Genomic DNA, 23,663 nt, shown 5'->3' with positions numbered 1-23,663 from the left:
ATGAGTCACGATCATACGTTAAATCCGGAAACCATGCCACATGAGCCGGAAAAAGCCACCCTTGAAGGTAAAAATAAATCTGTAGGATTTTGGTTCTTCCTTGGTGGTGAAACAGTTCTATTTGCTTGCTTATTTGGAACATACTTGGCATTGCACAATTCAACAGCGGATGGCCCTTCCGGTAAAGACATATTTGGTTTAGGGCTGGTATTTCTTATGACCGTTCTGTTGCTGACAAGTTCACTTACAAGTGTTTATGCGATTTACCATATGAAAAATAATGCCTATGGAAAAATGGTTCTTTGGCTTGTCATTACCATTATTCTCGGGTTTGGATTTGTGGGCTGTGAACTTTACGAGTTTACCCATTATATTACGCATTATGGCTTTTCATTCCGCTCATCAGCATTTGGTTCATCGTTTTATGCACTGTTGGGCTTTCATGGCGGGCACGTGATATTCGGTCTGTTTTGGGCCATTTCCTTGTTGGTACGTAACGCCAAGCGTAAATTGAACTTGTACAATGCGCCAAAATTCTATATCTGGAGCCTGTATTGGCACTTTATTGATGTTGTTTGGGTTTTCATTTTTACCGTAGTATATCTAATGGGAAAGGTGGGTTAATCCATGACAGATAACACTGGTTCCAAACTAGAATCGTTTCGCAGACAAAAGAATAAAGAGGAGATGCAGCAGCAATTAATCAGTTTTGCGCTCATGATTGCATTTACCATTCTTGCTTTTGTTGTTGTTCTGACGGGAATGGATAAGATAATTGCAATTCCCATCCTTATAACACTTGCGGTCGTTCAGGTTGGTTTTCAATTTTATTATTTTATGCACCTGAAGCAAGAAGGTCATACAATGCAATCCGTGATGATTTATGGTGGCGTTTGGGCTGCATTATTGGCAATTGCTGGCCTGGCGTTAACCACCTGGTGGTGAGCGCTAAACAAAAGACTGGGATTATTTCCTGGTCTTTTGTTTTTCCAAAAGATTTCTCAGAACTGATCTTCATCATTTTTGTTCTATTTTTGTCACATCAAAATATGTTTCATTTTGCTAAAATACGTTATAATAATGATAGATGCCATTTAGTATGGAGTGAGTTAAGATGTGGTTGGAACTACAAATATTTGGTTTTCGGGCCTTGTGGAGTCCTTATTATATGATCTTTATAGTCGGACTTTGTTTGGCCTATTATTTAATAACCATTCGTTTTAGACATCGTTTTGGTGTGGAAGAAAAACCAACCGGAAAACAGCAGATCATGTTTTATGTGGGCATGTTGCTTTTATATGTGGTAAAAGGCAGTCCGATTGATCTATTATCCCATATCATGTTGACGGCACATATGGCTCAGCTGGCTATTTATTTTCTCGTGTTTCCGATTCTCATGATCAAGGGAATTCCAGTTTGGATTTGGAATTGGTTTGTCCATTTACCGGTAATACACCCAGTTCTTAAATTGTTGACCAAACCGATCATCTCATTATTACTGTTTAATACATTATTTTCGCTTTATCATATACCGGCAGTCTTTGATTTTTCCAAAGAATCGCCTGTTGCACATACAGTGTTCGGTTTGATTATTTTGGTCGCAGCGTTTATCGTGTGGTTCCCGGTTTTGACACCGTTAAAAGAATTTAATAAGCTTTCTCCAATACTCAAGATCGGTTATATTTTCGCCAATGGTGTGCTCATTACACCAGCTTGTGTCCTTATTATTTTTGCGGATGCTCCGTTGTATGCTGCTTATTCAGAGAGCGGGGCATGGATGCAGGCATTGGCATTATGTGTTCCGGGGGATGTAATGCAAGGTTTAACAACATCTACCATTACGGGACCGGAAATGTTCTCGCCAATGAGTACGATGGAGGATCAGCAACTTGGTGGTATTATCATGAAGCTTATGCAGGAAATCACCTATGGAATCATTCTGGGTCGGGTGTTCTTTTCTTGGTTCACAAGGGAAAGCCTTAAGGTGGATCCATTACCAGACCCGCATCCGGATGGTGCCAGATCGTAAGCGATTATGCTGCTGAAAGCTGTAATCTAAACAACTGGATTACAGCTTTTACTTTATCGAAGTGTTACTGGAGACGAACAAAAGTGGGGAATAAAGAAACCCCTGCTGATTAAGTTTCACTTTATTTTATTGTAGGAAAGGAAATAGATAAATGCCATTTTTGCCAACACTAAGTACGTTTTTTATTGTTTTAAGCGCCATTTTAGTAGCGATTGGCTGGGTGCTAATTGCAAAAGATAAACGAAAGGCACACAAATGGACGATGATTTCCGCGGCCATTAGCGCATTGCTTTTCTTTATTATTTACGCTTCCAGAACAGTGTTTATTGGCAATACCAGTTTTGGCGGACCGGAAAATATTAAAATATATTATACTATTTTTTTGATATTCCACATATTTTTAGCAACGGTCGGTGCCATTTTTGGAATTGTAACCATAACACTTGCCTTAAAACGGAGAATACGTATCCACAGAAAGATAGGTCCGGTTACGAGTATCATTTGGTTTTTTTCAGCAATCACCGGGGTTGTTGTTTACCTGCTTTTGTATGTATTTTATAAAGGTGGAGAAACAACAAGTATGCTTAAGGCTATACTAGGTATTTAGTAAAAGCTGGACATAAAAAGGTGTGAGAGCAACGGTCGCTTTCACACCTTTTAAATGTTTTTGTGCAGTTTATTTTTTATATTGTTCTATTTCTTGTCCTACTTTTTCAACAAGTCCCTTCGCACGCTCAATCAGATTTTGCGGGAAATTTTCTTCTTCGCCGTACTCAACCCCATGTGGATAGTAATGTTTGCCAAGCAGTGGGGTCATTAGTTTAATGACAGCATTCCCGCGATCCACGTCCCCTTCAAGAGCGTATCCTTGAATACGTATGTAATATGTAATATTTTTCTCCTTGGAATTAATCTTGTAATCGTACGTGACACGCTCATAATCCCATTGACCAGCGCGAATGAAAGCATGTTTTCCCATTAAGTGATCCAATGGTTTTAAATCAACAACTGCATCTTCTATTCCAGTATTTTCAAATCTCATGTTTTACACCTCACTCAATTATCACTCACTAAAACAATAATAGTACGAAATCCCGTCAGTTGCAAATTAAAGCGGTTTTTTTCGGTGTTTTTATTTTGTTTGTTATAATTGTAGGGACTAAATATAATAAGTCTGTTTTTAAAATTTAAAGTATCATTTTTACGTGGGCTTTGCAATAAAATGCAATCAAGGCAGAATAGGTCGACGAAGGAATATAATGAATGGATATTAATTATTGAAGGGAGCAAAGCTATGCGTCTTATTCGGGCATTTATCGCTTTTATCATTCTTTTTGTGCTGGCACTGGGTGGGTTTTATCTGTTAGCGAAAAACGACCTGACCCCGGATGAAGCAGTTCATGACATGGGCAATATGTTAGATCAGAAAAAGAGTATGACGAAATCAAAATCGGTTCCGGAAAGTAAATTGTCTAAAATAACGGTAAAGGGCGATCTATTTCAATGGGTCGGAAAAACAAAGGATCAATTAACTGAAAACTTTGGGAAACCCGTCAGAATCGACAAAAGTGCATATGGATACGACTGGTGGGTGTATACAGATAAACAGGATCAATATATTCAATTTGGCGTTGAGGACGATAAGGTTACTACCGTCTATGCCACAGGAGACGATCTATCAATCGATCCCATTTACGTTGGTCAATCGTATGATGCGGTCAATGAGCAGTTTTCCTTCAAAAAAGATATGACATATAAAGACGGTGTTAAAAGCTATACCTTTCATTTAAACGATGAGGATATGAAAATGCGGCCGTTGGCGAAAATAGCGGATAATCTGTTTGTTCAGTGCTATTTTGATACCTTTACCGATAAGTTGTCCTCGATTCGTATTTTAACAGCCGATAGTCTATTAAAGCAACGAGCATACCAAATCGAATATCGTGGTGGATTGCCAGATGTGCCGGAATTATCGGACAAAGAATGGCAAGAGGTTGAATCAGGCATGGAACAGCAAATTTTTGATATTACAAATGTCATGCGCAGTCAGTTTGATAAATCAAAAGTAGCGTGGAATAAAACTGTCAGTGAAGTTGCCTTTCTTCACAGTGAGGACATGTCAAAAAATGATTATTTCTCCCATTATAGTAAAAATGGCAACGGCCTTAAGGAACGTTTGGCAGAGAAGAAAGTTCATTATGCAACTGCAGGTGAAAATATCGCTGCCCAATATCCGGATGCACCAGCCGCGATGGAAGGCTGGCTGAATAGTGAAGGTCACCGTAAAGCATTATTAAATGATGATTATACGCATTTAGGTGTTGGCGTGTATCATTTGTATTACACACAAAATTTCATTGAGATTCCGTAAATCTGACTCTGTTTCTTAGAACAAATTCGTCAGGTCTCTCCTTTGTTTTTTCTCACAGAAACTGGGGCGGTGTCATAAATTAATAAGTAACAGATACTGTCGATGAGGTGAGAACAAATGGAAGATAAATTACATCCGACGGTTCGGGAATTTAAGGATTTTTTGTCAAGACATCCTGGATTAGTAAAAGACATCAGGAAAAGCGGAAAGTCCTGGCAAGAACCATACGAAAAATGGGTGTTGCTTGGTGAAGACGATCCATATTGGTCCCAATACAAGGAAATGGATGAAGAAAGTGATAGCAAAAGTACCGAGGAACAAGGAAAATCAAAGCAATCTGAACTATTTGGCCAATTAATGAAAATGGCGGAAAAGGTCGATATGGATAAGGTCCAACAACAGGTGACACAGCTGAGTTCGACGATTGCGACCGTCCAGGAATTAATTGGTCAATTTCAAGAAAATAAAAAGTCAACTCCTGAACCTAAAAATCAATCCAGCCCATTTAATAATTGGTTTCGGGATTAAGAGGTGAAATAGATGCAGGCTGTATGTTATCAATATTTATGTTCACGTCCCGAGTTATTGCGTTTTGTCCGACTGAATCCGATATGGTACAGGTATCTTGCAAGGGATCCAAAAAACTTGTCCGAACTGGAGACAGCCGCTAAACAATTTTATGGAAAAACATTTTCGCAGCGACTTGAAAAAGTTGGTGATTCCGTACAAATGGCGAGGATGCTGATGCAATTTGCCGATTCGATGAGGGATTGACCAGCTTTAATAATCCACCGATCCATGTTATGATAGCGGTGGAGGTGACTCATATGATTGGAACGATGGAGTATGTAGACATCCTTGACCGTGCTGAATCTCTTGGCCAGATAGTTCTAAAATCGGATGTGATGGAAGCTTACATGCGATCCCGATATGAGATGGAAAATAATAAAGAAGCACAGCAGTTAATTCAAGCTTTTACCAATATAAAATCCCATTATGAGGATGTACAACGGTTTGGAAGATACCATCCTGACTATAATCAGATAATGAAGCAGGTACGCCAAACAAAACGGGCAATGGATATGCATGAAAAAGTTGCTGCATATAAGGTTGCTGAACGAAACCTGCAAAAACTGCTCGATGAGATTAGTCAGTATATTGCAGAAAGCGTAAGTAAAGATATTAAGGCGCCAAAAGATGGTGCAGCATTAAGTGATGGCGGCTGTGGTAGCGGCGGAAAATGCGGTTGCCGTGCTTCGTGATCATTGGATCAAAAGCTAATATCACTTGCCCAGCCAGGTTGCAAGGGAGGGCTATCATTTGCAAACAAAACGTCAAGGAATAATAGTCTGGTTTCAGCATATGAAAAACTTGAGACAGATTAAACGGTATGGACATATTATTTATGCTTCCAAGAAATTAAAATATGCGGTTTTATATGTGAACCAGGAGGACGTGGAAGATACCGAAAAAAAACTGCTCAAATTAAATTTTGTGTCAAAGATTGATCGATCGCATAAGCCCTTTATCCGGACAAACTTTGAAAACGCCAAACCTGATAAAGCAAAGGAATATGATTATAAAATGGGAATATAGGACCCCTACATAGGGTTATCGGACAAAAAGAAAACCTGCAGAAAAACTCTGCAGGTCTTTTTGCTTTCTGTTCGAAAACAAAAAGGCAAAGGGAGAGGAGAAACCGGAGGAAGAACTTATGGGGAAATGTAAGTCTTCTCCGTGTTTTGAAACAACCAAGCTAAGTATTAGCTGTCTCGTTATGTTATTATGGACGATAAGAAAAAATATATACATGTTACGGGAATTTTTTCTCGAATAAATGAATACGGGTCAGACTAGTAAAGGCTAGTAAAAAACAACAGTCGCTTGATCGATTATTTTGTGGTAAAATGTCGGGGACAAGCTTTTGAGGTGGTAATAATGAGAGTGATAGCAGGCGCGAAGAAAGGTCGCCAACTGAAAGCGGTCCCGGGAACATCTACCAGGCCTACTACTGATAAGGTGAAAGAAGCGGTGTTTCATATGATTGGCCCGTTTTTTTCTGGAGGTTTGTGTCTCGACTTATTTGCCGGCAGCGGATCATTAGGGATTGAAGCACTCAGCAGAGGAATGGAAAGAACCGTTTTTGTTGATAAAGATCCTAAGGCGATTCAAACCATTAGGCAAAATTTAAGGACAATGGAATTGGAGCAAAAGGCGGAGGTGTTTCGTGCCGATGCGTATCGGTCACTACAGGCTGTCAAAAAAAGAGAGCTGCAATTTGCTTTGATTTTAATTGACCCGCCATACAAAAAGGCGGACTACTTTCGAATTCTACATACGATTGAATCTTTGGAGTTAATAAACGGTCATGGTATTATTTATTGTGAGCATGATACAGTGGCTTCTATGCCAGATGATCTGCGGCACTTCTCCATTTTGAAACAGGAAAACTATGGAGGAACCACCGGCGTTACTATTTATCAACATACTTAAAAAATCTGCAGGCTAACGTTAAGTTTAATATGTTGTACATTCAGATTGAGGTTACTTCTTCATATAGCGTCCATTTAAAAAATAGGAGAGATGTAGATAAAATGAGCAGGTTAGCAATTTGTCCGGGGAGTTTTGACCCGGTTACATATGGACATTTGGATATCATTCAGCGTGGGGCGAAAATTTTTGATCACGTGATTGTCGTTGTATTTAATAATCAATCTAAGGCACCATTGTTTACCGTTGACGAACGGATCCAGTTATTACAGGAGACCACGAGGGATTTGTCAAATGTTTCTGTTGACTCAAGTGCTGAATTATTAATTGATTATGCCAGAGAGCAGCAAGCCCAGGTTATCTTACGTGGATTACGTGCTGTCAGTGATTTTGAATATGAACTGCAAATCACATCCATGAACCGAAAGTTGGATAAAAACATTGAGACATTCTTTATGATGACCAATAATCAATACTCTTTCCTCAGTTCGAGTATTGTCAAGGAGGTTGCGAAATATCAAGCGGATGTTTCTGACATTGTGCCAAAAGTCGTGGAAAATGCCTTAAAAGCCAAATTCGACGTATAAAATAATAGATGCTGCAGCCTGGTGCTGTAGCATCTATTTTACTTAACCTTATTTGCTAGTCATATTTCGTCGGTATAGAAGCAAGGCAGATATTGCTAAAAAAATGATCGTGGTAATTGGGCCGGTATGGGTTAATATATTCCTTGCCATTATCCAGAAATTTTGGGTTGCATCGGCTGAAACCGGTGTGCTTTCCAGTTCAAACGCTTGTCGGTTTACGTACAATGGTTTATATAAAATAATGGTTAAGATACTGGCGAAAATAGCGTGCAGAAAACGAGCGAAAAAATATGGGGCAAAACGAATATCTGTTTTTGCAATAATACTGGATACCTGTGCTTGTACAGATAGTCCATGAAAGCCAAGAATAAAACTGACAATGATCATCTGGGCGAGCAGGTTATTAATCGAGATTTGTGATATCATTTGTGATCCTAAAGTAATTTCGAATAACCCGGATAAGAATGGCAGTGTTAATTCTACCGGGAGCATGAGAGCCTTGAAAAGTAAATCGAATCCGCTGGCAATAACCGGGGAGATGCCCAGGATGAATAATAGCTTCGTGAATACAGAAAACAAGATTATAAATCCGCCAACCATCACCAGTGTTTTCACAGAATTGAGTACAGCATCGCCGATAACCTGTCCAAATGGACGTGGATCATTTAAACGGGTACGATGCATTTCCTTTAGCGCGCGTTTTAAGGATACCTTATTTTTTCTGTTTGTTTTTTTCCCTTTTTCACGTTTCCTGCCGTAAAAACGCATGCAAAACCCGACTAATGCATTGCCAATATAATGACACGTAATCAGGAGAACACCAAGTTTCAGGTCATGAAACAGTCCGCCAGCGATAACACCAATAATGAATAAGGGGCTGGATGCGTTGGTGAAGGTGACAAGCCGCTCCGCCTCAATTTGGGAAATTTGTTGTTCTTCCCGTAAATGTGTTGATATTTTCGCTCCGGTCGGATAACCACTGACCATTCCCATGATCCAGGCAAAACTGCCGACTCCGGGTACATTAAAAATCGGACGCATGATTGGTTCGCAAAGTACGCCAATAAAATTAACTACACCGAAACTAATTAATAATTCAGCAATAATGAAAAATGGTAATAATGTTGGAAAAACACTTTCCCACCATATGTTTAGTCCACGAATACTCGCCTCGGAGGCTTGATCGGGCACCGTTAATATGGCAAATGCAATAAAACCTGTAATTCCGGCCAAAACAAGTGTTTTTATGATTTGTTTCAATGTTAAGCCCCCTAGTGAAGTCCTGGCTCTGTACTTCTCTTTTTATTAGTAGTAAAATATTTTTTAGTTCTTCTGTCCAAGGATGGGAAAAATTTAATCATTTTTGTACGAGTCTATATCAATATACGCGTATACCCCCGGCATTTATGCCATACACTTTTTATATATATAAAAGAAATATCCTATGAAGCGCGTGTTTAAAGTGTCATTTTTGCCCGGCTTTTTGAACATCCTCTATGAAAGGAGCTATACTTTGAAATTTACCAAACGCCACTTACTATATTTACTTATTGTAATTGCTGTTGCCTTTTTTTTATCAGCGTATAAGCTGCCATATTATATTTATAAACCAGGTGGGGCAGATCCCCTGAATCCAATTGTTTCGGTTGAAGGCGGCTACAAAAGTGCTGGTGATATGCATTTGGTAACGGTGAGGGGAGGGCAGGCCACACCAATCCAATATGTTTTTGCCAAGCTATTACCACATAATCAGGTTGTACCGTTGGAAGAAGTGCTACCGAAAGGAATTGATGAAGAAGAATATTATCACGCACAGCTGCAAATGATGGAGAGCTCACAGGAAGCGTCCACTGTGGTTGCATATAAAGCCGCGAATAAGGAAATTCATATTACATACAATGGCGTTTATGTTGCCGGGGTGATGAAAGGGTTACCTGCCGATGGTAAATTGAAAATGGGCGATCGTATTACCAAAATAGACGGAAAAGGTATCAAAAAAGCGGAAGAACTGACTTCCTATGTGACCAGTAAACATGGAGGAGATACGATTTCACTGACATTGGTACGGGATGATAAAACATTAACGAAAGAGATTACGCTTAAAAACCTTAAAGAATTGGACGATAAGCCAGGTGTCGGGATCCAATTGGTGACAGACCGCAATGTCACGGTTAAACCGAAAGTCAAGTTTTCCAGCGGAAGTATTGGTGGACCAAGTGCAGGGCTTATGTTCTCACTGGAGATATATGACCAGTTAACCAAAGAAGATTTGACCCATGGTTACCAAATTGCTGGAACTGGGGAAATTGATTACGATGGAAATGTTGGAAGAATCGGGGGGATTGATAAAAAAGTCATTGCCGCAGATAAAGAAGGATGTAAGGTGTTTTTTGCACCAAATGAACATGGAGCCAAGAATTCCAACTATAAGGTAGCGAAAAAGACTGCGGATGAAATTGGTACCAGTATGAAAATTGTCCCTGTGGATACATTCGATGATGCTCTGAAGTATTTAGAGAATATGAAATAGATGTATGAAAAGGGAGCTGGAGAGGCTTGATCAACGTTGCTCCCAGCTCCCTTTCCTATCCCATTATTGGTGGCTGCAATTCTTGATTACGCATGGATTCCTGGACCATTGCCGGGAGTATACTGTAATAGGCGGCACTTGCCTTTTCCTCCATATGAAGCAATGGATGCATTTGGCGACTCAGATTGGTGAAGATCGGTATATCCATTTGTTTTTTGATACGGTTTAAATATTTTCTGCCGGTTTGTGTAAGACCCAGCAGGCGAACATAAGGAATAGAAGAACCATTTTTAAGTCCAGACATATCGTGTTTTTTAGTGTTGGTCAGCAGGTGAACGAACATTCGCTGCAGTCTTGTCCAGGTGTACCGTTTCGTTTTGATTGCCTCCACCCATGATTCAAAAGAAACAGCAGCTTTTGCCGTTTTTTTGAGCCGGTATTCCAGTCCTTCATCAACGCCTTGGATCGTAGCCAATTCTTCTTCTGTCATGGTTAGGACACGATAATGCAATAATGGAAAATAAGCCTCCCAATGATGCCAGCTAGTCGCTATATTTTTATAATCAATCAGTTGTTCTCTGGTTATCTCAGGGATTGCTTTAGTGACATCTTTGGTAAAGTTACTGGCAAAAAGCTGTCTGCGAATACTCGTTGCACTGGCAATTGAACTTGTAATCGCTTTATCGTGGTAACCACTTTTACGGCGCTTGATGGTTACTGGCTGAATCGCTAAATTGTTTTTCATAATTTCTTTTACATAGCTAAACCCTAAAATATTATTTGGCTTCGTTAAATCAATCCGCGTTTGTTGTAAACCAATACTTTGATAGGCTACACGGCTTGCTTCCGGATAAGAAAGCCCCGCTGCCAACTGCTGTTTCAGGCTTTCATCAAATCGTTCTTGTTTGCCGGTAAGTGTATGATATGCTTGAACAAAGTCATCCGCATTCCCGGATTCACTACCAAAGCAAATGGAATCAACTCCTAAAGCATGCAACGTCAGGACTGAACCCTTGGCGAATAAATCACTGCTTTGTACGGCAAATGCATAGGGAAGTTCGGCAACAATATCAATCCCACTATTAATTGCAGCTATTGTTCGATGAAACTTGTCGATAATGGCTGGTTCCCCACGTTGTAAGAAATTACCACTCATTACCGCGATCATACATTCGGCATTCGTGATCTTTTGTCCTTCTTTCAGATGATACTGATGCCCGTTATGAAACGGATTATATTCAACAATCAGCCCACATGCTTTCATCTATTCCACTCCTATGGTTAGTATGTTACCATTAAGTTTAGCAGAAATTATGAATAAGCGCATCATGGGTAAGCTAGTGGATAGTATAAGTGATCTGTAAAGAAAATATGTTGACAAAAGTCCAGTTTGCTTTTAAAATTACTTTTGTTGCTCTTTCGAGGTGATGAAGATGAAATTCTCAGTTAGTCGGATCAAACAAGGTACTTATAATGAACCATTTGAATTCGACAATATGGTTGATGTTTCTGAATTGGAAACAATGAACAACGACATTCGCGAAATTGGTTCGGTACATGTCTTTGGAGAATGTACATTACAAGGAGAACAGCTTATTTTCACGTTTACCATCAAGGGTACAATGATTCTTCCTTGTGCACGTACCTTGGTAGATGTACCTTATCCGTTTACCATAAAAACGGATGAAGTATTTACACTTTCCAGATATTATGGGAAGGAAGAAGAGGAAAATGAAATTCATCCAATTGATGGAGAAATACTTGACTTAACTCCGTATATAAAGGAAAATATCATATTAGAGGTTCCGTTTCGTGTGTTTTCCGATGATGCAGATGCCATGGAGCATGCTCCGGCAGAAGGTGAAGGATGGACTTTAATTTCGGAAGAGAACAAAGAAAAACCGGTTGATCCGCGTTTGAAAAAACTGAAGACCTTATTGAATGATAATGAGAAGGAAAAATAGGATTCGTTTATTTGAAGGAGGTGTAAGTCATGGCAGTACCAAAGAGAAGAACTTCCAAAAAAGTGAAAAATCAGCGTCGTACTCATAAAAAATTACACGTACCTGGCTTGATAGAATGCTCAAACTGTGGCGAATTGACAAAACCACACCATGTTTGCCAAGCATGTGGGCATTATGATGGTAAGGAAGTTGTAAGCAGCCTGTAATGGGCCAAGCAGATCACTAACATTAGTGGTCTGTTTTTTTGTCTAGGTTGTCCTTCTTTCAAATGGGCGCTTGCGCCTTTGTTAAAAAAATAGTTAGTCTATCACTCCTATTTATTGCATACATTTTTTATAGCAATGGTGAAGGAGGGGTGTTATGGAGGCGACACGACAGGATGCTTGGACAAAAGACGAAGATATTATCCTGGCCGAGACCGTGATCCGTTATATTAGAGAGGGAAAAACGCAACTAGAGGCGTTCAAGGATGTGGCTAAGCAATTATCGCGCACATCCGCAGCTTGTGGATTTCGCTGGAATGCAACCATCAGGAAATCATATCAGGATGCGATTCAGCAAGCCAAGGTGGAGCGTAAACAGGCAGGTAGGAAAAAGAATGTTGTTGACCCATCAGAAAATAATGAAAAAGATACGATCGACACAGCGATATCATTACTTGAAAAAATGAAAAGGAATTATTCGATGGAAAATCAGCTAACACACCAGGAACAGGAAGAAATTATTGCCCATTTAAAAAAGGAAAATGAAGCATTGAAAACAATGAACCAGCGTTATCATGAAGCATGGAAGGAAATGGGGGAGCTGTGGGATTGGGTAAACAATCAAAGAGAAACATGAGTCATAATCAAGCCGTCTTGCATTTTCCAAATGAATAGTTGGCAAACCAAAAAGACATGAACAGATTTTTATCATTCATGTCTTTTTCTATGCTTCTTATCTCGATTCTTTTTCGTGTACCCCTTCAGGCATCCAAATTAATGGATTCTCGCCAAAATCACGTTCCATTTCGTATTTTGCCTTTTTGAAGTTCATTTTTTCCCAAAAACCTTGAGAGTTGATGAGAGGATTGGTTTTAATAGGCATATTTTCCTGTTTCGCAAAATCGACCAATGCTTTTCCGAGTCCTTTTCCGCGATAGCCTGGCAGAACTTCCAGTTTCCACAGAACTAAATAGTCTTGGGGAGGTTCGAAATATTGGTCATGTTTCTTGTCTACCTTGTACAAGCTCATACGGGCAGCTAATGACTTGCCATAATAAATCCCGTAGAATGGTGACTCACTATTGTTTTCGACGATATTGTTTCGAAGATCCTCCAACATGGAAAGTTCCTGGTTGCCATAGGCTGAAAATCTTTCAAATTCCTCTAATGTTTTATAATTGATTAACAGCCTCTCCACTTTTATACTGCTCATTTATATTTCCCCCTTGTCAAAAAACTAACTTTTCATATATATACATTATAATATAAATAGGTCATGAATGAAATAAAACCGGTTAACACAAAAAACTAAATGCCATTGTATGGTTATGACATCCGCCTTTCTTAAACAGATGAGATGAAATTATTGGTTAGTTTCTGTACAATACATATTGGATAATAGTGCGTGTTCAAAAAGGAGGATAAAAAGGACCGAGAAGTTCTGAGCGGCGTAGCTTTGAGCACCGGAGTGTACATAGAAGGTACATGAGGAGCGGAAAAGCAAGCCAACGAGCTTTTCAAATGAAGGCCAACTAAAAACGGGCTTGCGCTCAGGCGTCGGCATACCCCTTTTGCAGGGGCATGTCATTTTTACCGGACTTTTTGAACATCCTCTAATATTCAATTATGTTTAAAGGAGCACGAAACAAATGCGAATCAACCCTATTCCGATACAGCATCAATCGAAATTAATGAACGATTATCGAAATAATGAAACGAAAATTATGGATTTTTTTGATTATCATCCATTTCAACAATCAAGCTACCAACAAAGGGTGCAGGATTTACGAGAACGGTTCTTTAACAGAGAACAGTTAACCGAAACGTTGACAGCGATCAATAGACAGTGGGATGCTCCTGAATCAACCTATCAAAATATAAAAAAATTACGCCAAGACAATAGTGTGGTCGTTATCGGCGGTCAACAGGCAGGGTTGCTAACCGGTCCGATGTATACAATAAATAAAGTAATCTCGATTATTCAGCTGGCACGTCAACAAGAAAAAAAATTATCTGTTCCCGTTGTACCAGTATTCTGGATTGCCGGTGAGGATCACGACTTTGAGGAAATGAATCATATTTTTCTACCGGAAATCCCCCAAATGAAAAAATATAAATTGATGCAACAGGTTGTTCAGAAAAAGCCAGTATCGGCAATCGCAAAGGACGATGAATATGCCAAGCAGTGGATAAATCAGATATTCGCCCAATTGCAGGAAACAGAACATACGAAACCATTGTATGATACCATTACAAATTGTTTAAACCAATCGACAACATATGTAGACTTTTTTGCGCGAGTTATTTTTGAACTGTTTTCCAAAGAGGGTGTGGTACTGGTCGATTCCTCCCATCCGTTATTACGGAAACTGGAGCGTGACCACTTCACAACGATTGTAGACAAGCAAATGGAAATTAGCAGGGGAGTATATACAAATGAGCAGCGTTTACGGCAATTGGGATATACTACCTCATTGGGAGTCCAGCCGGAAGATGCCCACTTGTTTTATCATTACCAAGGGGAGCGAATTTTGCTAACTAGAACTGAAACCGGTGAATGGGCGGGAAAACAGAATGAAGTGTCGTTAACAACAAATGAGATGTTGGAAATCGCTGAAGGGCAACCAGAGTTATTGAGTAATAATGTGGTAACGCGACCGTTGATGCAGGAGTTGCTTTTTCCGACGCTGGCGTTTATCGGCGGTCCCGGTGAGGTCAGTTATTGGTCTGTCTTAAAACCCGCATTTCGCGCGTTTGAAATGAACATGCCGCCGGTTGTACCACGTCTTTCATTTACAATCATTGAACGACATGTAGAAAAGCTGCTGCATAAATATGGTCTTAAAGCAGACGATGTTGTGAACGATGGAGTTACAGAAGCACGCGGAAATTGGCTGGCCGCACAGACTGATCCACCAATTAAACATATGATAGACCATCTCAAACAAGCGATTGCACAAGCCCACAAACCATTGCAGGATGTATCGCGTGGGATTCGTGCTGATTTAGGCGATTTGACTGATAAGAATTTACATTATTTATTCCGCGATATTGATTTTTTGGAAAGTCGCTTGTGTAAAGAAGTGGAAGCTAAATATACAAAGGAACTGCATGAATTTGATGTGATTCATGCGACATTACATCCGAATAATGGATTGCAAGAACGCGTTTGGAATCCATTGCCATGGCTGAATTGGTACGGCAGTGGTTTTATTGAAAAAATGACGGAAACTCCCTGTTCATTTACAGAAGAACACTATCTCATATATTTGTAGTGGAAGAGAGTTGGGATGCGATTCAAAGATCCCCCCACTTTCCTCCACCAGTCAAAAAAGCTGTTTTCTAAAGCATGAAACAACACGATTATTTGTGAAACCAACAATGGAAAGTATCCCCACTCCATTGTTATCACGGATAGAAAGTGTGATGTTCATGCAAAAGGAAAACAGCTTTTTTGTGCATGAAGAATATTTGTTTCTGAGACTATTATCCCTTTTTTTATCTGCAGGTAAATTTTTAAAAAAATGGAGTGGTGAATTGTGGGGGGATGTGGTAAGATAGAAACATGAAAGTGGGGAGAACCATATGTTCATGGGTGAGTTTCAACATAACATTGATACAAAGGGAAGAATTATTGTTCCCGCCAAATTTCGTGAAGAACTTGGGGACAGCTTTGTTATCACACGCGGACTGGATAAGTGCCTGTTCGCTTACCCAATGAATGAATGGAAACTGCTTGAAGAGAAATTAAAAAAACTCCCACTAACAAAAAAAGATGCTAGAGCATTTACCCGTTTCTTCTTTTCAGGGGCGGTAGAATGTGAAATTGACAAACAGGGCAGAATAAATATCCCACAGCCATTAAGAAATTACGCAGCATTGGATAAAGAATGTGTGGTAATCGGCGTTTCCAACCGGATTGAATTCTGGGCAAATGAAAGCTGGGAAGACTATTTCAATGATTCTGAGGAGTCATTTGCCGAGATCGCCGAAAATTTAATGGACTTTGATATTTAATAACAAATTTATAGGAGCAGATGATGGAATCTACACAATGGTTCCCAATCCAATCCTTGATTCTGACCATTGTCGAAGCAGGTGAACACAACATGTTTAAACATTACAGCGTATTAAAAGAGGAAGCAGTAAAGGGATTATCAATCAAGCCAGAAGGTACATATGTTGATTGTACAGTCGGTGGTGGCGGACATGCTGAACAAATTGCCTCCAGATTGACAAAAGACGGGTTACTGGTGGCTTTTGACCAGGACATAGATGCATTACGGGCAGCGGAAAAACGGCTGACACCATACCTTGATCGGATTCAATTTGTTCATGCAAACTTTCGGCAACTTGAGGGAAAAATTGATGAACTTGGGATCAATCATGTAGACGGGATCTTGTTTGACCTTGGTGTTTCATCCCCGCAGCTTGATAGAGGGGAAAGGGGATTTAGCTACCAGCATAATGCAGAGTTGGATATGCGGATGAACCAGGACCAGAAGTTAAGTGCCTATACCATTGTCAATACCTGGCCGTATGCACAATTAGTGAAAATATTTTTTGCTTACGGTGAAGAAAAATTCGCCAAACAAATTGCCCGAAAGATCGAGTCTTATCGTGAGACAACGCCCATCCACACAACCCATCAACTAGTCGGAATTATCAAAGACACAATCCCGGCAGCTGCTCGCAGAAAAGGCGGACATCCGGCAAAACGCATATTTCAAGCATTACGGATCGCTGTAAATGATGAGCTGACTGCATTTCTTGATGGGTTGCATCAGGCGGCACAAGTTGTCGCTATACATGGCAGGATTTCCGTCATTACCTTTCACTCACTGGAAGATAGACTATGTAAACAAGCTTTTAAAAAATGGAGCACACCTAAAGAAGTACCGAGAAATTTACCAGTAATTCCTGAAGATCATCAAGCACCATTTAAATTAATTACAAAAAAGCCAATCAATCCTGGTGAACAGGAACTGCAAGCCAATCGCCGTTCCCGATCAGCTAAATTACGTATCGCAGAAAAAGTTAGCGCATGGAACGATCAATTTACTTATAGAGAAGGGTGGAAGAAATCATGAGTGTAAATCATGCTCATAAATGGGAACAATCTTATCAAACACAAACAACAAAAGAAAAACAAATTAAAGTCGTACGTAAAACAAGCTGGGTTACCAAAGGAGAAAAATTATTATATTCTGTAGCGAGCGCATGTCTACTTGCTGCCGGGATCTACATGGTTTCTTTTTCATCCTCAACAGATAGCCTCAATAGGGAGCTGCAAACACTTGAGAACAAAGTGCAGCAGAAAGAGGTTAAAAATGAAGGAATGCTCTCTGAAAAGAAAGAATTATCCAGACCGGAACGAATTACTTCGATTGCCAAAAAACATGGATTAAAAATTCAGGATGCAGAGGTTAAGCATGCAAGTGCATTAAACAATTAACATAATGAAAGGGATATGCTAGAATTAAATCGCTAAAGCCCATTTGCATTTATCAGGGTGTCTGAGAAGACATGAGGGTTTTAAAACATCCTCTAACAAGGTGGATTTCGAATGAAAAAGAATAAGACAACACACTTGATGTCTGGAATCCTGATACTTCTGTTTACTGCGATTTTCCTGGTGGTAACCGGAAGATTTTTGTACATTCAGACATCAGGTGAGATTAATGGGGTCTCATTGGAAAAATGGGCAGAGCAGAAACGAACGTCATCATACACGATTCCGGCTGACAGGGGAAAAATAATGGACAGTAACGGAATGACGCTTGCCTATGATCGGTCAACATTCCGCGTTTATGCTATTGTCGATGAGGCGTATACGAAAGATCCTGACCATCCAATGCACGTGGTTGATCCAGAAAAGACGGCGAAAGAACTTGCACCTATATTGGATATAGATGAGACATCCCTTCTAAAACGTCTGCAGGATGGATTAAACAATGATAAGTTGTTCCAAGTCGAGTTTGGTGCAGATGGCAGGCAGTTATCACAACAGACAAAGGACAAAATCGAAAAATTGCATCTGCCTGGAATCAAATTTGATAAAGAAGCAACGCGCTATTATCCAAACGGTATGTTTGCCTCGCAGATTATCGGACTTGCCAAGAAGAATGATGACGGAATAACCGGGATGACTGGAATCGAAAAACAAATGAACAAGATCCTGGGTGGAAAAGCAGGGCATATTTCGTATCAACGGGACAAATACAATACTAAATTGCTGGATCCAAAAGAAGTAATGAAAGAACCGGAAGATGGCAATAATGTTAACTTAACCATTGATCAAAAGGTGCAAACATTGCTGGAAGATGTGATGACCCAAGTGGACAAGAAATATAGTCCCAAGCGAATGACGGCTATTGTCATGAACCCGAAAACCGGGGAGATTGTTGCCATGAGTAATCGTCCCAGCTATAATCCGAACAACCCATCGGATGTAAAGAATTGGTATAATGATGCCATTTCGACCCCATTCGAGCCAGGGTCAACAATGAAAATGTTTACCTGGGCAGCAGCGATTGAAGAAGGGGTTTATAACGGGGATGAATCGTATGAATCAGGTGAGTACAAAGTTAGTAAACGGGACCGGGCCATCCGTGACTGGAAACAATCGTGGGGGACCATCACATACGACCAAGGATTTCAACGTTCGTCCAATGTCGGTGCGGCAAAATTGGCATGGGAAAAAATGGATCCGGATCGCTATCTGGATTATCTGAAAGCATTTGATCTTGATAAAAAGACAGACATTGATTTACCTGGGGAGGTACCGGGAAAAATTTTATACGACTGGCCAATCGAGAAAGTCACTACTTCCTTTGGACAAGGGACAACATTGACACCGATTCAGCAAATGAAGGCAGCATCCGCGATAGCCAACGATGGAAAAATGGTTAAACCGTATGTTATTTCCAAAATAACCGATTCACAAACCGGAGATACACTGAAAGAAACATCCCCCGAGGTTGTTGGTCAGCCAATTTCCAAGGAGACTGCCGATCATGTACGAGATTTACTTGGGACCGTTGTTACAGACAAACATGGCACAGGTAAAAGTTATAAGTTGAAAGATTATTCTGTAGCTGGTAAAACCGGTACGGCGCAAATACCTAACAAAAATGGCGGATATATGTATGGCGCAGAAAATTATGTGTTTTCGTTTTTAGGAATGGCTCCGAAAGACGATCCGCAATTGATGATGTATGTTTCGGTAAAACAACCAAATCTGAACATCGATGGAAACTATGAATCTGGTGAAGCACCAGTATCATTTATTTTTAAAAATGTCATGAAGAATAGTTTACGTTACTTGAATATTGACCCAGATAAGGAAGTGGATCAACGGGTTAATATGGTTACAGTTCCAGATGTTGCCGGCAAAAAGACAAAGGTGATTGAAAAACAATTAACCGATGCCGGGCTGGATGTTAGAACGATTGGTAATGGAAAAACAATCGTTAAGGCAAGCGTAAGTGAAGGAAATAAATTGCTGCCTGATGACCGGATTCTACTGGTAACTGATCAACCAACGATGCCCGATATGACAGGCTGGTCATTGCGTGAGGTTATGCAATTTGCCGATTTGCTTCATTTAAAAGTCGAACCAATTGGCAATGGTTATGTCGTGAATCAGAGTATTAAGAAAGGGAAGGCGTTAAAAGAAAACGATAAACTATCTGTCAATTTCGAGACGCCGAACAAAGAAAAAAATAAACAGGAAAGCGAAAAGAAAAAAGAAGATGATTCATAAGTTATGATATCCGGGTGCCCGGTGTGAAACTGTAAACAGTGTTCTATTCGTATTTTTCCAATCATATAGTAGATACAAGCCTGCCTATGAAAAGGGGATGAAAGATGAAACGTGTATCTGCTGTAACAGTCAGAAAACGAATAGTCACTGTTTTTCTTTGTGGATTATTAGTACTAGCTGTCATTGTCATTCGGCTGGGCTATGTACAATTTATTATTGGCGACAAGTTGATGGCAAAGGCCAATAATTCATGGACAAGAGATATCAAATTTCAACCGGAGCGGGGAGAAATACTTGATCAAAACGGTGATGTATTAGCCGAAAATGTTTCAGCCCCCTCCGTCATTGTGGTTCCAAGACAAGTGAAAGACCCACAAGAAACAGCGGAGAAATTGGCCGCTGTGTTGGACTTGTCGGTTGATAAAGCTTATGAATATGTCACCCAGGCGAAATCACAAGTAAATATCAACCCTGAAGGAAGGAAAATCTCCAAAGAACAGGAAAAGGAAATACGGACGCTCCAGCTTGATGGCGTTTATCTTGCCAAGGATTCCAAACGTCATTACCCCAATGGAGATGCTTTATCTCATGTACTTGGTTTTACCGGGATTGACAATCAGGGCTTAATGGGGCTGGAACTTTATTACGATGATATGCTTAGCGGGAAAGAAGGCAGTTTATCCTTTTATTCGGATGCCAAAGGAAAAAAACTAACTGATCTGGCTGATATTTATCGCTCGCCAGTTGATGGCTTGGATTTAAAAACAACCATCAATTCCAAAGTACAAACTATTATGGAACGGGAACTTGATTTGGCTGTCGAGAAATATAATCCGGATGGGGCACTGGCGATTGCAGTCAACCCAAAAACTGGCGGTGTTTTGGGAATGAGCTCCAGACCAAATTTTGACCCGGAAAATTATCAAGAGGTAGATTCAGAGATTTTCGACCGCAACTTGCCAATTTGGAGGACGTACGAACCTGGTTCAACTTTCAAAATTATCACCTTGGCCTCGGCACTGGAGGAAGGCAAGGTAGATTTGGATAAAGATACGTTTAATGATGATGGTTCTATTTCGGTTGAAGGAACACACTTACATTGCTGGAAAAGTGGTGGTCACGGCCATCAAACCTACCTGGAAGTTGTCCAGAATTCCTGTAACCCCGGGTTTGTTAGTCTAGGCATGAAATTAGGCAAAGAAAAACTGTTCTCTTATATTGACAATTTCGGGTTTGGCAAGAAGACAGGAATTGATTTGCAAGGGGAAGGAAATGGTATTTTGTTTAACCCGGAAAAAATCGGTCCGGTTGAAGCTGCGACTACCGCATTTGGACAAGGTGTATCCGTGACACCAATTCAACAAGTGATGGCTGTTTCGGCTGCAATCAATGGTGGCTATCTATACAAGCCGCATATTGCCAGTGAATGGGTTAATCCGAAAACGAAAAAAGTCGTTGACAAGGTAGAAACGGTCACCAAGGATCGGGTCATTTCCGGTGAAACGTCAAAAGAAGTACGACGCGCCTTGGAAAGTGTTGTTGCCAAAGGATCAGGTAAACCGGCATACATTGACGGCTACCGGGTCGGCGGCAAGACTGGAACAGCACAAAAAGTAGGACCTGGCGGCGGATATTTGGAGAATAACTATATTGTCTCATTTATCGGATTTGCCCCGGCCGATGATCCGCAAATTGTTGTCTATGTTGCGGTTGATAATCCAAAAGGTACCGTTCAGTTTGGCGGGGTAGTAGCCGCTCCGATTGTAGGAACGATCATTGGCGATAGCTTACGTGCCATGGGGGTCGAACCAAGAGAGGGCGGATTGGATAAAGAATATGTATGGCCAGAACAGCCGAAAGTGGAAGTGCCTGATTTAATTGGTATGGACAAACACAAACTAATGGAATATCAGACCGATTTGTCCGTTGAAACAAGCGGATCCGGCGAATATATCATCGATCAGGAACCAGATCCGGGAACAAAATTGGAACAAGGCTCAAAAATCAGACTATACCTATCCGACAAAAAAGATCGTGCAGGAGAATAAATTTTGCTATAATGGTATCAGCCAGACTATCAAAGATGGAAGCACCCGTATAGGGGCACATGGATTTTAGCTAAATGATAATCATCATATGAAAGTGCGCAATAAACTTTTAGGTAAATTATAAAAGGGGGTGGGTTCACCCTCTTAAAATTGTACACTTTCCAGAATACATATAGTTGGTATACTTCAATCAGTGAGGATGTTTACGATGAAATTAAACAAAATGCTTGCCGTACTACCATTTTACGCAACAAGCGAAACAATCGATTCTATTGAAATCAATGGCATAGAAATGGATTCTCGTGAAGTGAAGCCAGGTGATCTCTTTGTTTGCATCAAAGGTTATACCGTCGACGGTCATGATTTTGCCGACCAGGCAATTGCAAACGGGGCGGTCGCTATCCTGGCAGAAAAGAAATTACAAGTATCGGTACCAGTTATAACGTGTGCAAATACAACAAAGGCTTTGGCAATGCTGGCAGTCAAATTTTACGATTATCCAACCAGCAAATTCCCGCTAATCGGTGTTACTGGAACAAATGGTAAAACCACGGTCACTTATTTGCTGGAGGCGATATTTAATCGGTTTAACAGGAAAACCGGGGTCATCGGTACGATTCAAATGAAGATCGGCGAAGAAGTCTATCCGGTGAAAAACACCACGCCAGACGCATTGTTTTTACAGAAGATGTTTGGACAAATGGCAACGAAGCAGGTGGAAACAGCCATCATGGAGGTTTCTTCCCATGCCTTGGATCAGGGACGTGTGCATGGCTGTGATTTTGATGTAGCGATATTTACAAACTTATCCCAGGACCATTTGGACTACCACAAATCCATGGAAGATTATTTACGGGCAAAAAGTCTGTTGTTTGCCCAATTGGGAAATAGCTATAATAAAGGAAATAAGTTTGCCGTGATCAATGTAGATGATCCAGCAAGTGATGTATTAAAACGCAGTACGGCACAACCAATTATTACATATGGTTGTAAAAATGCAGCACAAGTACGCGCAGAGGATATTCATTTGGACGCAACACAAACAACATTTACTTTAAAAACGCCGGTTGGTGATGTTGCGATTACGAGTCACCTGATTGGTATGTTTAACATATATAATATGCTGGCGGCTAGTTCGGTTGCAATAGTTGAAAACGTACCATTGACCGTTATTAAATCTGCGCTTGAGGCCATTACCGGGGTCAGCGGGCGGTTTGAACCTGTTATTGCCGGTCAATCATTTGCAACCCTGGTTGATTACGCCCACACACCGGATTCGTTGGAGAATGTATTACAGACGATCAAAGGATTTGCGAAAGGTAAAATATATGTAGTCGTTGGCTGCGGTGGTGACCGGGATAAGAAAAAACGCCCATTAATGGCGGGTATAGCCGTAAAATATGCCGATTGTGCCATCTTTACTTCTGATAACCCGAGAACAGAAGATCCTTATGCGATATTAACTGATATGACTACAGGACTAAACTCCGGTCAATACAAGGTGATTGAGAACCGGAAAGAGGCGATCACATATGCTGTCGAACAGGCAACGAATGGTGATATTGTACTGATTGCCGGTAAAGGTCATGAAACATATCAGCAAATCGGCCAGGTGAAGTATGATTTTGATGATCGCCAAGTAGCAAAACAGGCAATTTTAGCTAAGGAGAATTGAG

26 protein-coding genes are annotated in these 23,663 nt (G+C 40.4%); 22 read left to right on the top strand and 4 right to left on the bottom strand.

What is annotated here, in order from left to right; all coding sequences use genetic code 11:
* From O2S85_RS10955 to O2S85_RS10940, 4 genes are all read left to right on the top strand, one after another.
* The gene (locus tag O2S85_RS10955; RefSeq protein WP_269409379.1) at positions 1-624 is read left to right on the top strand and encodes a cytochrome (ubi)quinol oxidase subunit III; all 624 of its coding nucleotides are present in this window, start codon (positions 1-3) and stop codon (positions 622-624) included.
* A gap of 3 nt (positions 625-627) precedes the next feature.
* Entirely contained in the window at positions 628-945 is a 318-nt protein-coding gene (gene ctaF, locus O2S85_RS10950) for a cytochrome c oxidase subunit IVB (RefSeq protein ID WP_269409378.1), read from the top strand.
* Positions 946-1,114: 169 nt separating this feature from the next.
* Positions 1,115-2,029 (top strand): cytochrome c oxidase assembly factor CtaG, encoded by a 915-nt coding sequence (gene ctaG, locus O2S85_RS10945; protein WP_269409377.1) that lies wholly within the window; start codon positions 1,115-1,117, stop codon positions 2,027-2,029.
* A 151-nt stretch (positions 2,030-2,180) separates the two neighbouring features.
* Positions 2,181-2,636 carry a DUF420 domain-containing protein gene (locus tag O2S85_RS10940; RefSeq protein ID WP_269409376.1) on the top strand — a complete coding sequence of 152 codons (456 nt, stop codon included), beginning with the start codon at positions 2,181-2,183 and terminating at the stop codon, positions 2,634-2,636.
* Between the two features lie 69 nt (positions 2,637-2,705).
* Here O2S85_RS10940 and O2S85_RS10935 read toward each other — a convergent pair whose 3' ends face one another.
* The gene (locus tag O2S85_RS10935) at positions 2,706-3,071 is read right to left on the bottom strand and encodes a YugN family protein (protein WP_269409375.1); all 366 of its coding nucleotides are present in this window, start codon (positions 3,069-3,071) and stop codon (positions 2,706-2,708) included.
* Between the two features lie 180 nt (positions 3,072-3,251).
* Here O2S85_RS10935 and O2S85_RS10930 point away from each other — a divergent pair, with 180 nt between their 5' ends.
* The 7 genes from O2S85_RS10930 (at position 3,252) to coaD (ending at position 7,477) form a co-directional block, all read left to right on the top strand.
* A complete protein-coding gene (locus tag O2S85_RS10930; protein WP_269409374.1) occupies positions 3,252-4,400 on the top strand; it encodes a CAP domain-containing protein in 1,149 nt (382 codons plus the stop codon).
* Positions 4,401-4,517: 117 nt separating this feature from the next.
* Entirely contained in the window at positions 4,518-4,928 is a 411-nt protein-coding gene (locus O2S85_RS10925) for a YlbD family protein (protein WP_269409373.1), read from the top strand.
* Between the two features lie 12 nt (positions 4,929-4,940).
* A complete protein-coding gene (locus O2S85_RS10920; RefSeq protein WP_269409372.1) occupies positions 4,941-5,174 on the top strand; it encodes a YlbE-like family protein in 234 nt (77 codons plus the stop codon).
* A 53-nt stretch (positions 5,175-5,227) separates the two neighbouring features.
* Positions 5,228-5,662 carry a YlbF/YmcA family competence regulator gene (locus O2S85_RS10915; protein ID WP_269409371.1) on the top strand — a complete coding sequence of 145 codons (435 nt, stop codon included), beginning with the start codon at positions 5,228-5,230 and terminating at the stop codon, positions 5,660-5,662.
* Between the two features lie 58 nt (positions 5,663-5,720).
* On the top strand, positions 5,721-5,996 hold the full coding sequence (locus O2S85_RS10910; protein WP_269409370.1) for a YlbG family protein: 276 nt from the start codon (positions 5,721-5,723) through the stop codon (positions 5,994-5,996).
* 342 nt (positions 5,997-6,338) lie between these two features.
* Entirely contained in the window at positions 6,339-6,893 is a 555-nt protein-coding gene (gene rsmD, locus O2S85_RS10905) for a 16S rRNA (guanine(966)-N(2))-methyltransferase RsmD (RefSeq protein ID WP_269409369.1), read from the top strand.
* 101 nt (positions 6,894-6,994) lie between these two features.
* Entirely contained in the window at positions 6,995-7,477 is a 483-nt protein-coding gene (gene coaD, locus O2S85_RS10900; RefSeq protein ID WP_269409368.1) for a pantetheine-phosphate adenylyltransferase, read from the top strand.
* Positions 7,478-7,525: 48 nt separating this feature from the next.
* Here coaD and spoVV read toward each other — a convergent pair whose 3' ends face one another.
* Positions 7,526-8,737, bottom strand: coding sequence for a dipicolinic acid transporter SpoVV (gene spoVV, locus O2S85_RS10895; RefSeq protein WP_269409367.1), 1,212 nt, complete (start codon positions 8,735-8,737; stop codon positions 7,526-7,528).
* 253 nt (positions 8,738-8,990) lie between these two features.
* Here spoVV and O2S85_RS10890 point away from each other — a divergent pair, with 253 nt between their 5' ends.
* The gene (locus tag O2S85_RS10890; protein ID WP_269409366.1) at positions 8,991-10,007 is read left to right on the top strand and encodes a SepM family pheromone-processing serine protease; all 1,017 of its coding nucleotides are present in this window, start codon (positions 8,991-8,993) and stop codon (positions 10,005-10,007) included.
* Positions 10,008-10,062: 55 nt separating this feature from the next.
* Here O2S85_RS10890 and O2S85_RS10885 read toward each other — a convergent pair whose 3' ends face one another.
* Positions 10,063-11,271 carry a nucleotidyltransferase gene (locus tag O2S85_RS10885; protein ID WP_269409365.1) on the bottom strand — a complete coding sequence of 403 codons (1,209 nt, stop codon included), beginning with the start codon at positions 11,269-11,271 and terminating at the stop codon, positions 10,063-10,065.
* Between the two features lie 169 nt (positions 11,272-11,440).
* Here O2S85_RS10885 and O2S85_RS10880 point away from each other — a divergent pair, with 169 nt between their 5' ends.
* The 3 genes from O2S85_RS10880 (at position 11,441) to O2S85_RS10870 (ending at position 12,811) form a co-directional block, all read left to right on the top strand.
* Positions 11,441-11,971, top strand: a complete 531-nt coding sequence (locus O2S85_RS10880; RefSeq protein WP_269412556.1) for a YceD family protein — start codon at positions 11,441-11,443, stop codon at positions 11,969-11,971.
* A 29-nt stretch (positions 11,972-12,000) separates the two neighbouring features.
* Positions 12,001-12,177, top strand: a complete 177-nt coding sequence (gene rpmF / locus O2S85_RS10875; protein ID WP_269409364.1) for a 50S ribosomal protein L32 — start codon at positions 12,001-12,003, stop codon at positions 12,175-12,177.
* Positions 12,178-12,331: 154 nt separating this feature from the next.
* Positions 12,332-12,811: an RsfA family transcriptional regulator gene (locus O2S85_RS10870; RefSeq protein ID WP_269409363.1), complete on the top strand. Its 480-nt coding sequence runs from the start codon at positions 12,332-12,334 to the stop codon at positions 12,809-12,811.
* Positions 12,812-12,907: 96 nt separating this feature from the next.
* Here O2S85_RS10870 and O2S85_RS10865 read toward each other — a convergent pair whose 3' ends face one another.
* Complete coding sequence (locus O2S85_RS10865) at positions 12,908-13,387, bottom strand: N-acetyltransferase (RefSeq protein WP_269409362.1); 480 nt, start codon at positions 13,385-13,387, stop codon at positions 12,908-12,910.
* Positions 13,388-13,823: 436 nt separating this feature from the next.
* Between O2S85_RS10865 and bshC the strand changes: the two genes are divergently transcribed.
* The 7 genes from bshC (at position 13,824) to O2S85_RS10830 (ending at position 23,662) form a co-directional block, all read left to right on the top strand.
* Complete coding sequence (gene bshC / locus O2S85_RS10860; RefSeq protein ID WP_269409361.1) at positions 13,824-15,449, top strand: bacillithiol biosynthesis cysteine-adding enzyme BshC; 1,626 nt, start codon at positions 13,824-13,826, stop codon at positions 15,447-15,449.
* 310 nt (positions 15,450-15,759) lie between these two features.
* Complete coding sequence (gene mraZ / locus O2S85_RS10855; RefSeq protein ID WP_269409360.1) at positions 15,760-16,191, top strand: division/cell wall cluster transcriptional repressor MraZ; 432 nt, start codon at positions 15,760-15,762, stop codon at positions 16,189-16,191.
* Positions 16,192-16,283: 92 nt separating this feature from the next.
* On the top strand, positions 16,284-17,264 hold the full coding sequence (gene rsmH, locus O2S85_RS10850; RefSeq protein ID WP_269412555.1) for a 16S rRNA (cytosine(1402)-N(4))-methyltransferase RsmH: 981 nt from the start codon (positions 16,284-16,286) through the stop codon (positions 17,262-17,264).
* On the top strand, positions 17,261-17,629 hold the full coding sequence (gene ftsL, locus O2S85_RS10845) for a cell division protein FtsL (RefSeq protein ID WP_269409359.1): 369 nt from the start codon (positions 17,261-17,263) through the stop codon (positions 17,627-17,629). Before rsmH ends, ftsL begins: the two co-directional genes overlap by 4 nt.
* 111 nt (positions 17,630-17,740) lie before the next feature.
* Positions 17,741-19,939 (top strand): penicillin-binding protein, encoded by a 2,199-nt coding sequence (locus O2S85_RS10840; protein WP_269409358.1) that lies wholly within the window; start codon positions 17,741-17,743, stop codon positions 19,937-19,939.
* A gap of 104 nt (positions 19,940-20,043) precedes the next feature.
* Positions 20,044-21,987: a stage V sporulation protein D gene (locus O2S85_RS10835; protein WP_269409357.1), complete on the top strand. Its 1,944-nt coding sequence runs from the start codon at positions 20,044-20,046 to the stop codon at positions 21,985-21,987.
* A gap of 208 nt (positions 21,988-22,195) precedes the next feature.
* Positions 22,196-23,662 carry a UDP-N-acetylmuramoyl-L-alanyl-D-glutamate--2,6-diaminopimelate ligase gene (locus O2S85_RS10830; RefSeq protein ID WP_269409356.1) on the top strand — a complete coding sequence of 489 codons (1,467 nt, stop codon included), beginning with the start codon at positions 22,196-22,198 and terminating at the stop codon, positions 23,660-23,662.
* Position 23,663 lies beyond the last annotated feature (1 nt).

It is taken from the genome of Lentibacillus daqui (genome assembly GCF_027186265.1).
Lineage (GTDB): Bacteria > Bacillota > Bacilli > Bacillales > Amphibacillaceae > Lentibacillus_C > Lentibacillus_C daqui.
This window is presented reverse-complemented; position numbering and strand designations above follow the sequence as displayed.

What these genes read in the sequence shown, in the direction of transcription:
- rsmH (WP_269412555.1), top strand. Translation starts at nt 16,284, where the DNA reads ATGTTTAAACATTACAGCGTATTAAAAGAGGAAGCAGTAAAGGGATTA.
- bshC (WP_269409361.1), top strand. Translation starts at nt 13,824, where the DNA reads ATGCGAATCAACCCTATTCCGATACAGCATCAATCGAAATTAATGAAC.
- O2S85_RS10880 (WP_269412556.1), top strand. Translation starts at nt 11,441, where the DNA reads ATGAAATTCTCAGTTAGTCGGATCAAACAAGGTACTTATAATGAACCA.
- ctaG (WP_269409377.1), top strand. Translation starts at nt 1,115, where the DNA reads ATGTGGTTGGAACTACAAATATTTGGTTTTCGGGCCTTGTGGAGTCCT.
- O2S85_RS10925 (WP_269409373.1), top strand. Translation starts at nt 4,518, where the DNA reads ATGGAAGATAAATTACATCCGACGGTTCGGGAATTTAAGGATTTTTTG.
- rsmD (WP_269409369.1), top strand. Translation starts at nt 6,339, where the DNA reads ATGAGAGTGATAGCAGGCGCGAAGAAAGGTCGCCAACTGAAAGCGGTC.
- O2S85_RS10940 (WP_269409376.1), top strand. Translation starts at nt 2,181, where the DNA reads ATGCCATTTTTGCCAACACTAAGTACGTTTTTTATTGTTTTAAGCGCC.
- O2S85_RS10840 (WP_269409358.1), top strand. Translation starts at nt 17,741, where the DNA reads ATGAAAAAGAATAAGACAACACACTTGATGTCTGGAATCCTGATACTT.
- ftsL (WP_269409359.1), top strand. Translation starts at nt 17,261, where the DNA reads ATGAGTGTAAATCATGCTCATAAATGGGAACAATCTTATCAAACACAA.
- O2S85_RS10920 (WP_269409372.1), top strand. Translation starts at nt 4,941, where the DNA reads ATGCAGGCTGTATGTTATCAATATTTATGTTCACGTCCCGAGTTATTG.
- O2S85_RS10830 (WP_269409356.1), top strand. Translation starts at nt 22,196, where the DNA reads ATGAAATTAAACAAAATGCTTGCCGTACTACCATTTTACGCAACAAGC.
- coaD (WP_269409368.1), top strand. Translation starts at nt 6,995, where the DNA reads ATGAGCAGGTTAGCAATTTGTCCGGGGAGTTTTGACCCGGTTACATAT.
- O2S85_RS10885 (WP_269409365.1), bottom strand. Translation starts at nt 11,271, where the DNA reads ATGAAAGCATGTGGGCTGATTGTTGAATATAATCCGTTTCATAACGGG.
- O2S85_RS10935 (WP_269409375.1), bottom strand. Translation starts at nt 3,071, where the DNA reads ATGAGATTTGAAAATACTGGAATAGAAGATGCAGTTGTTGATTTAAAA.
- O2S85_RS10870 (WP_269409363.1), top strand. Translation starts at nt 12,332, where the DNA reads ATGGAGGCGACACGACAGGATGCTTGGACAAAAGACGAAGATATTATC.
- mraZ (WP_269409360.1), top strand. Translation starts at nt 15,760, where the DNA reads ATGTTCATGGGTGAGTTTCAACATAACATTGATACAAAGGGAAGAATT.
- ctaF (WP_269409378.1), top strand. Translation starts at nt 628, where the DNA reads ATGACAGATAACACTGGTTCCAAACTAGAATCGTTTCGCAGACAAAAG.
- O2S85_RS10835 (WP_269409357.1), top strand. Translation starts at nt 20,044, where the DNA reads ATGAAACGTGTATCTGCTGTAACAGTCAGAAAACGAATAGTCACTGTT.
- rpmF (WP_269409364.1), top strand. Translation starts at nt 12,001, where the DNA reads ATGGCAGTACCAAAGAGAAGAACTTCCAAAAAAGTGAAAAATCAGCGT.
- O2S85_RS10865 (WP_269409362.1), bottom strand. Translation starts at nt 13,387, where the DNA reads ATGAGCAGTATAAAAGTGGAGAGGCTGTTAATCAATTATAAAACATTA.
- O2S85_RS10955 (WP_269409379.1), top strand. Translation starts at nt 1, where the DNA reads ATGAGTCACGATCATACGTTAAATCCGGAAACCATGCCACATGAGCCG.
- O2S85_RS10915 (WP_269409371.1), top strand. Translation starts at nt 5,228, where the DNA reads ATGATTGGAACGATGGAGTATGTAGACATCCTTGACCGTGCTGAATCT.
- O2S85_RS10930 (WP_269409374.1), top strand. Translation starts at nt 3,252, where the DNA reads ATGCAATCAAGGCAGAATAGGTCGACGAAGGAATATAATGAATGGATA.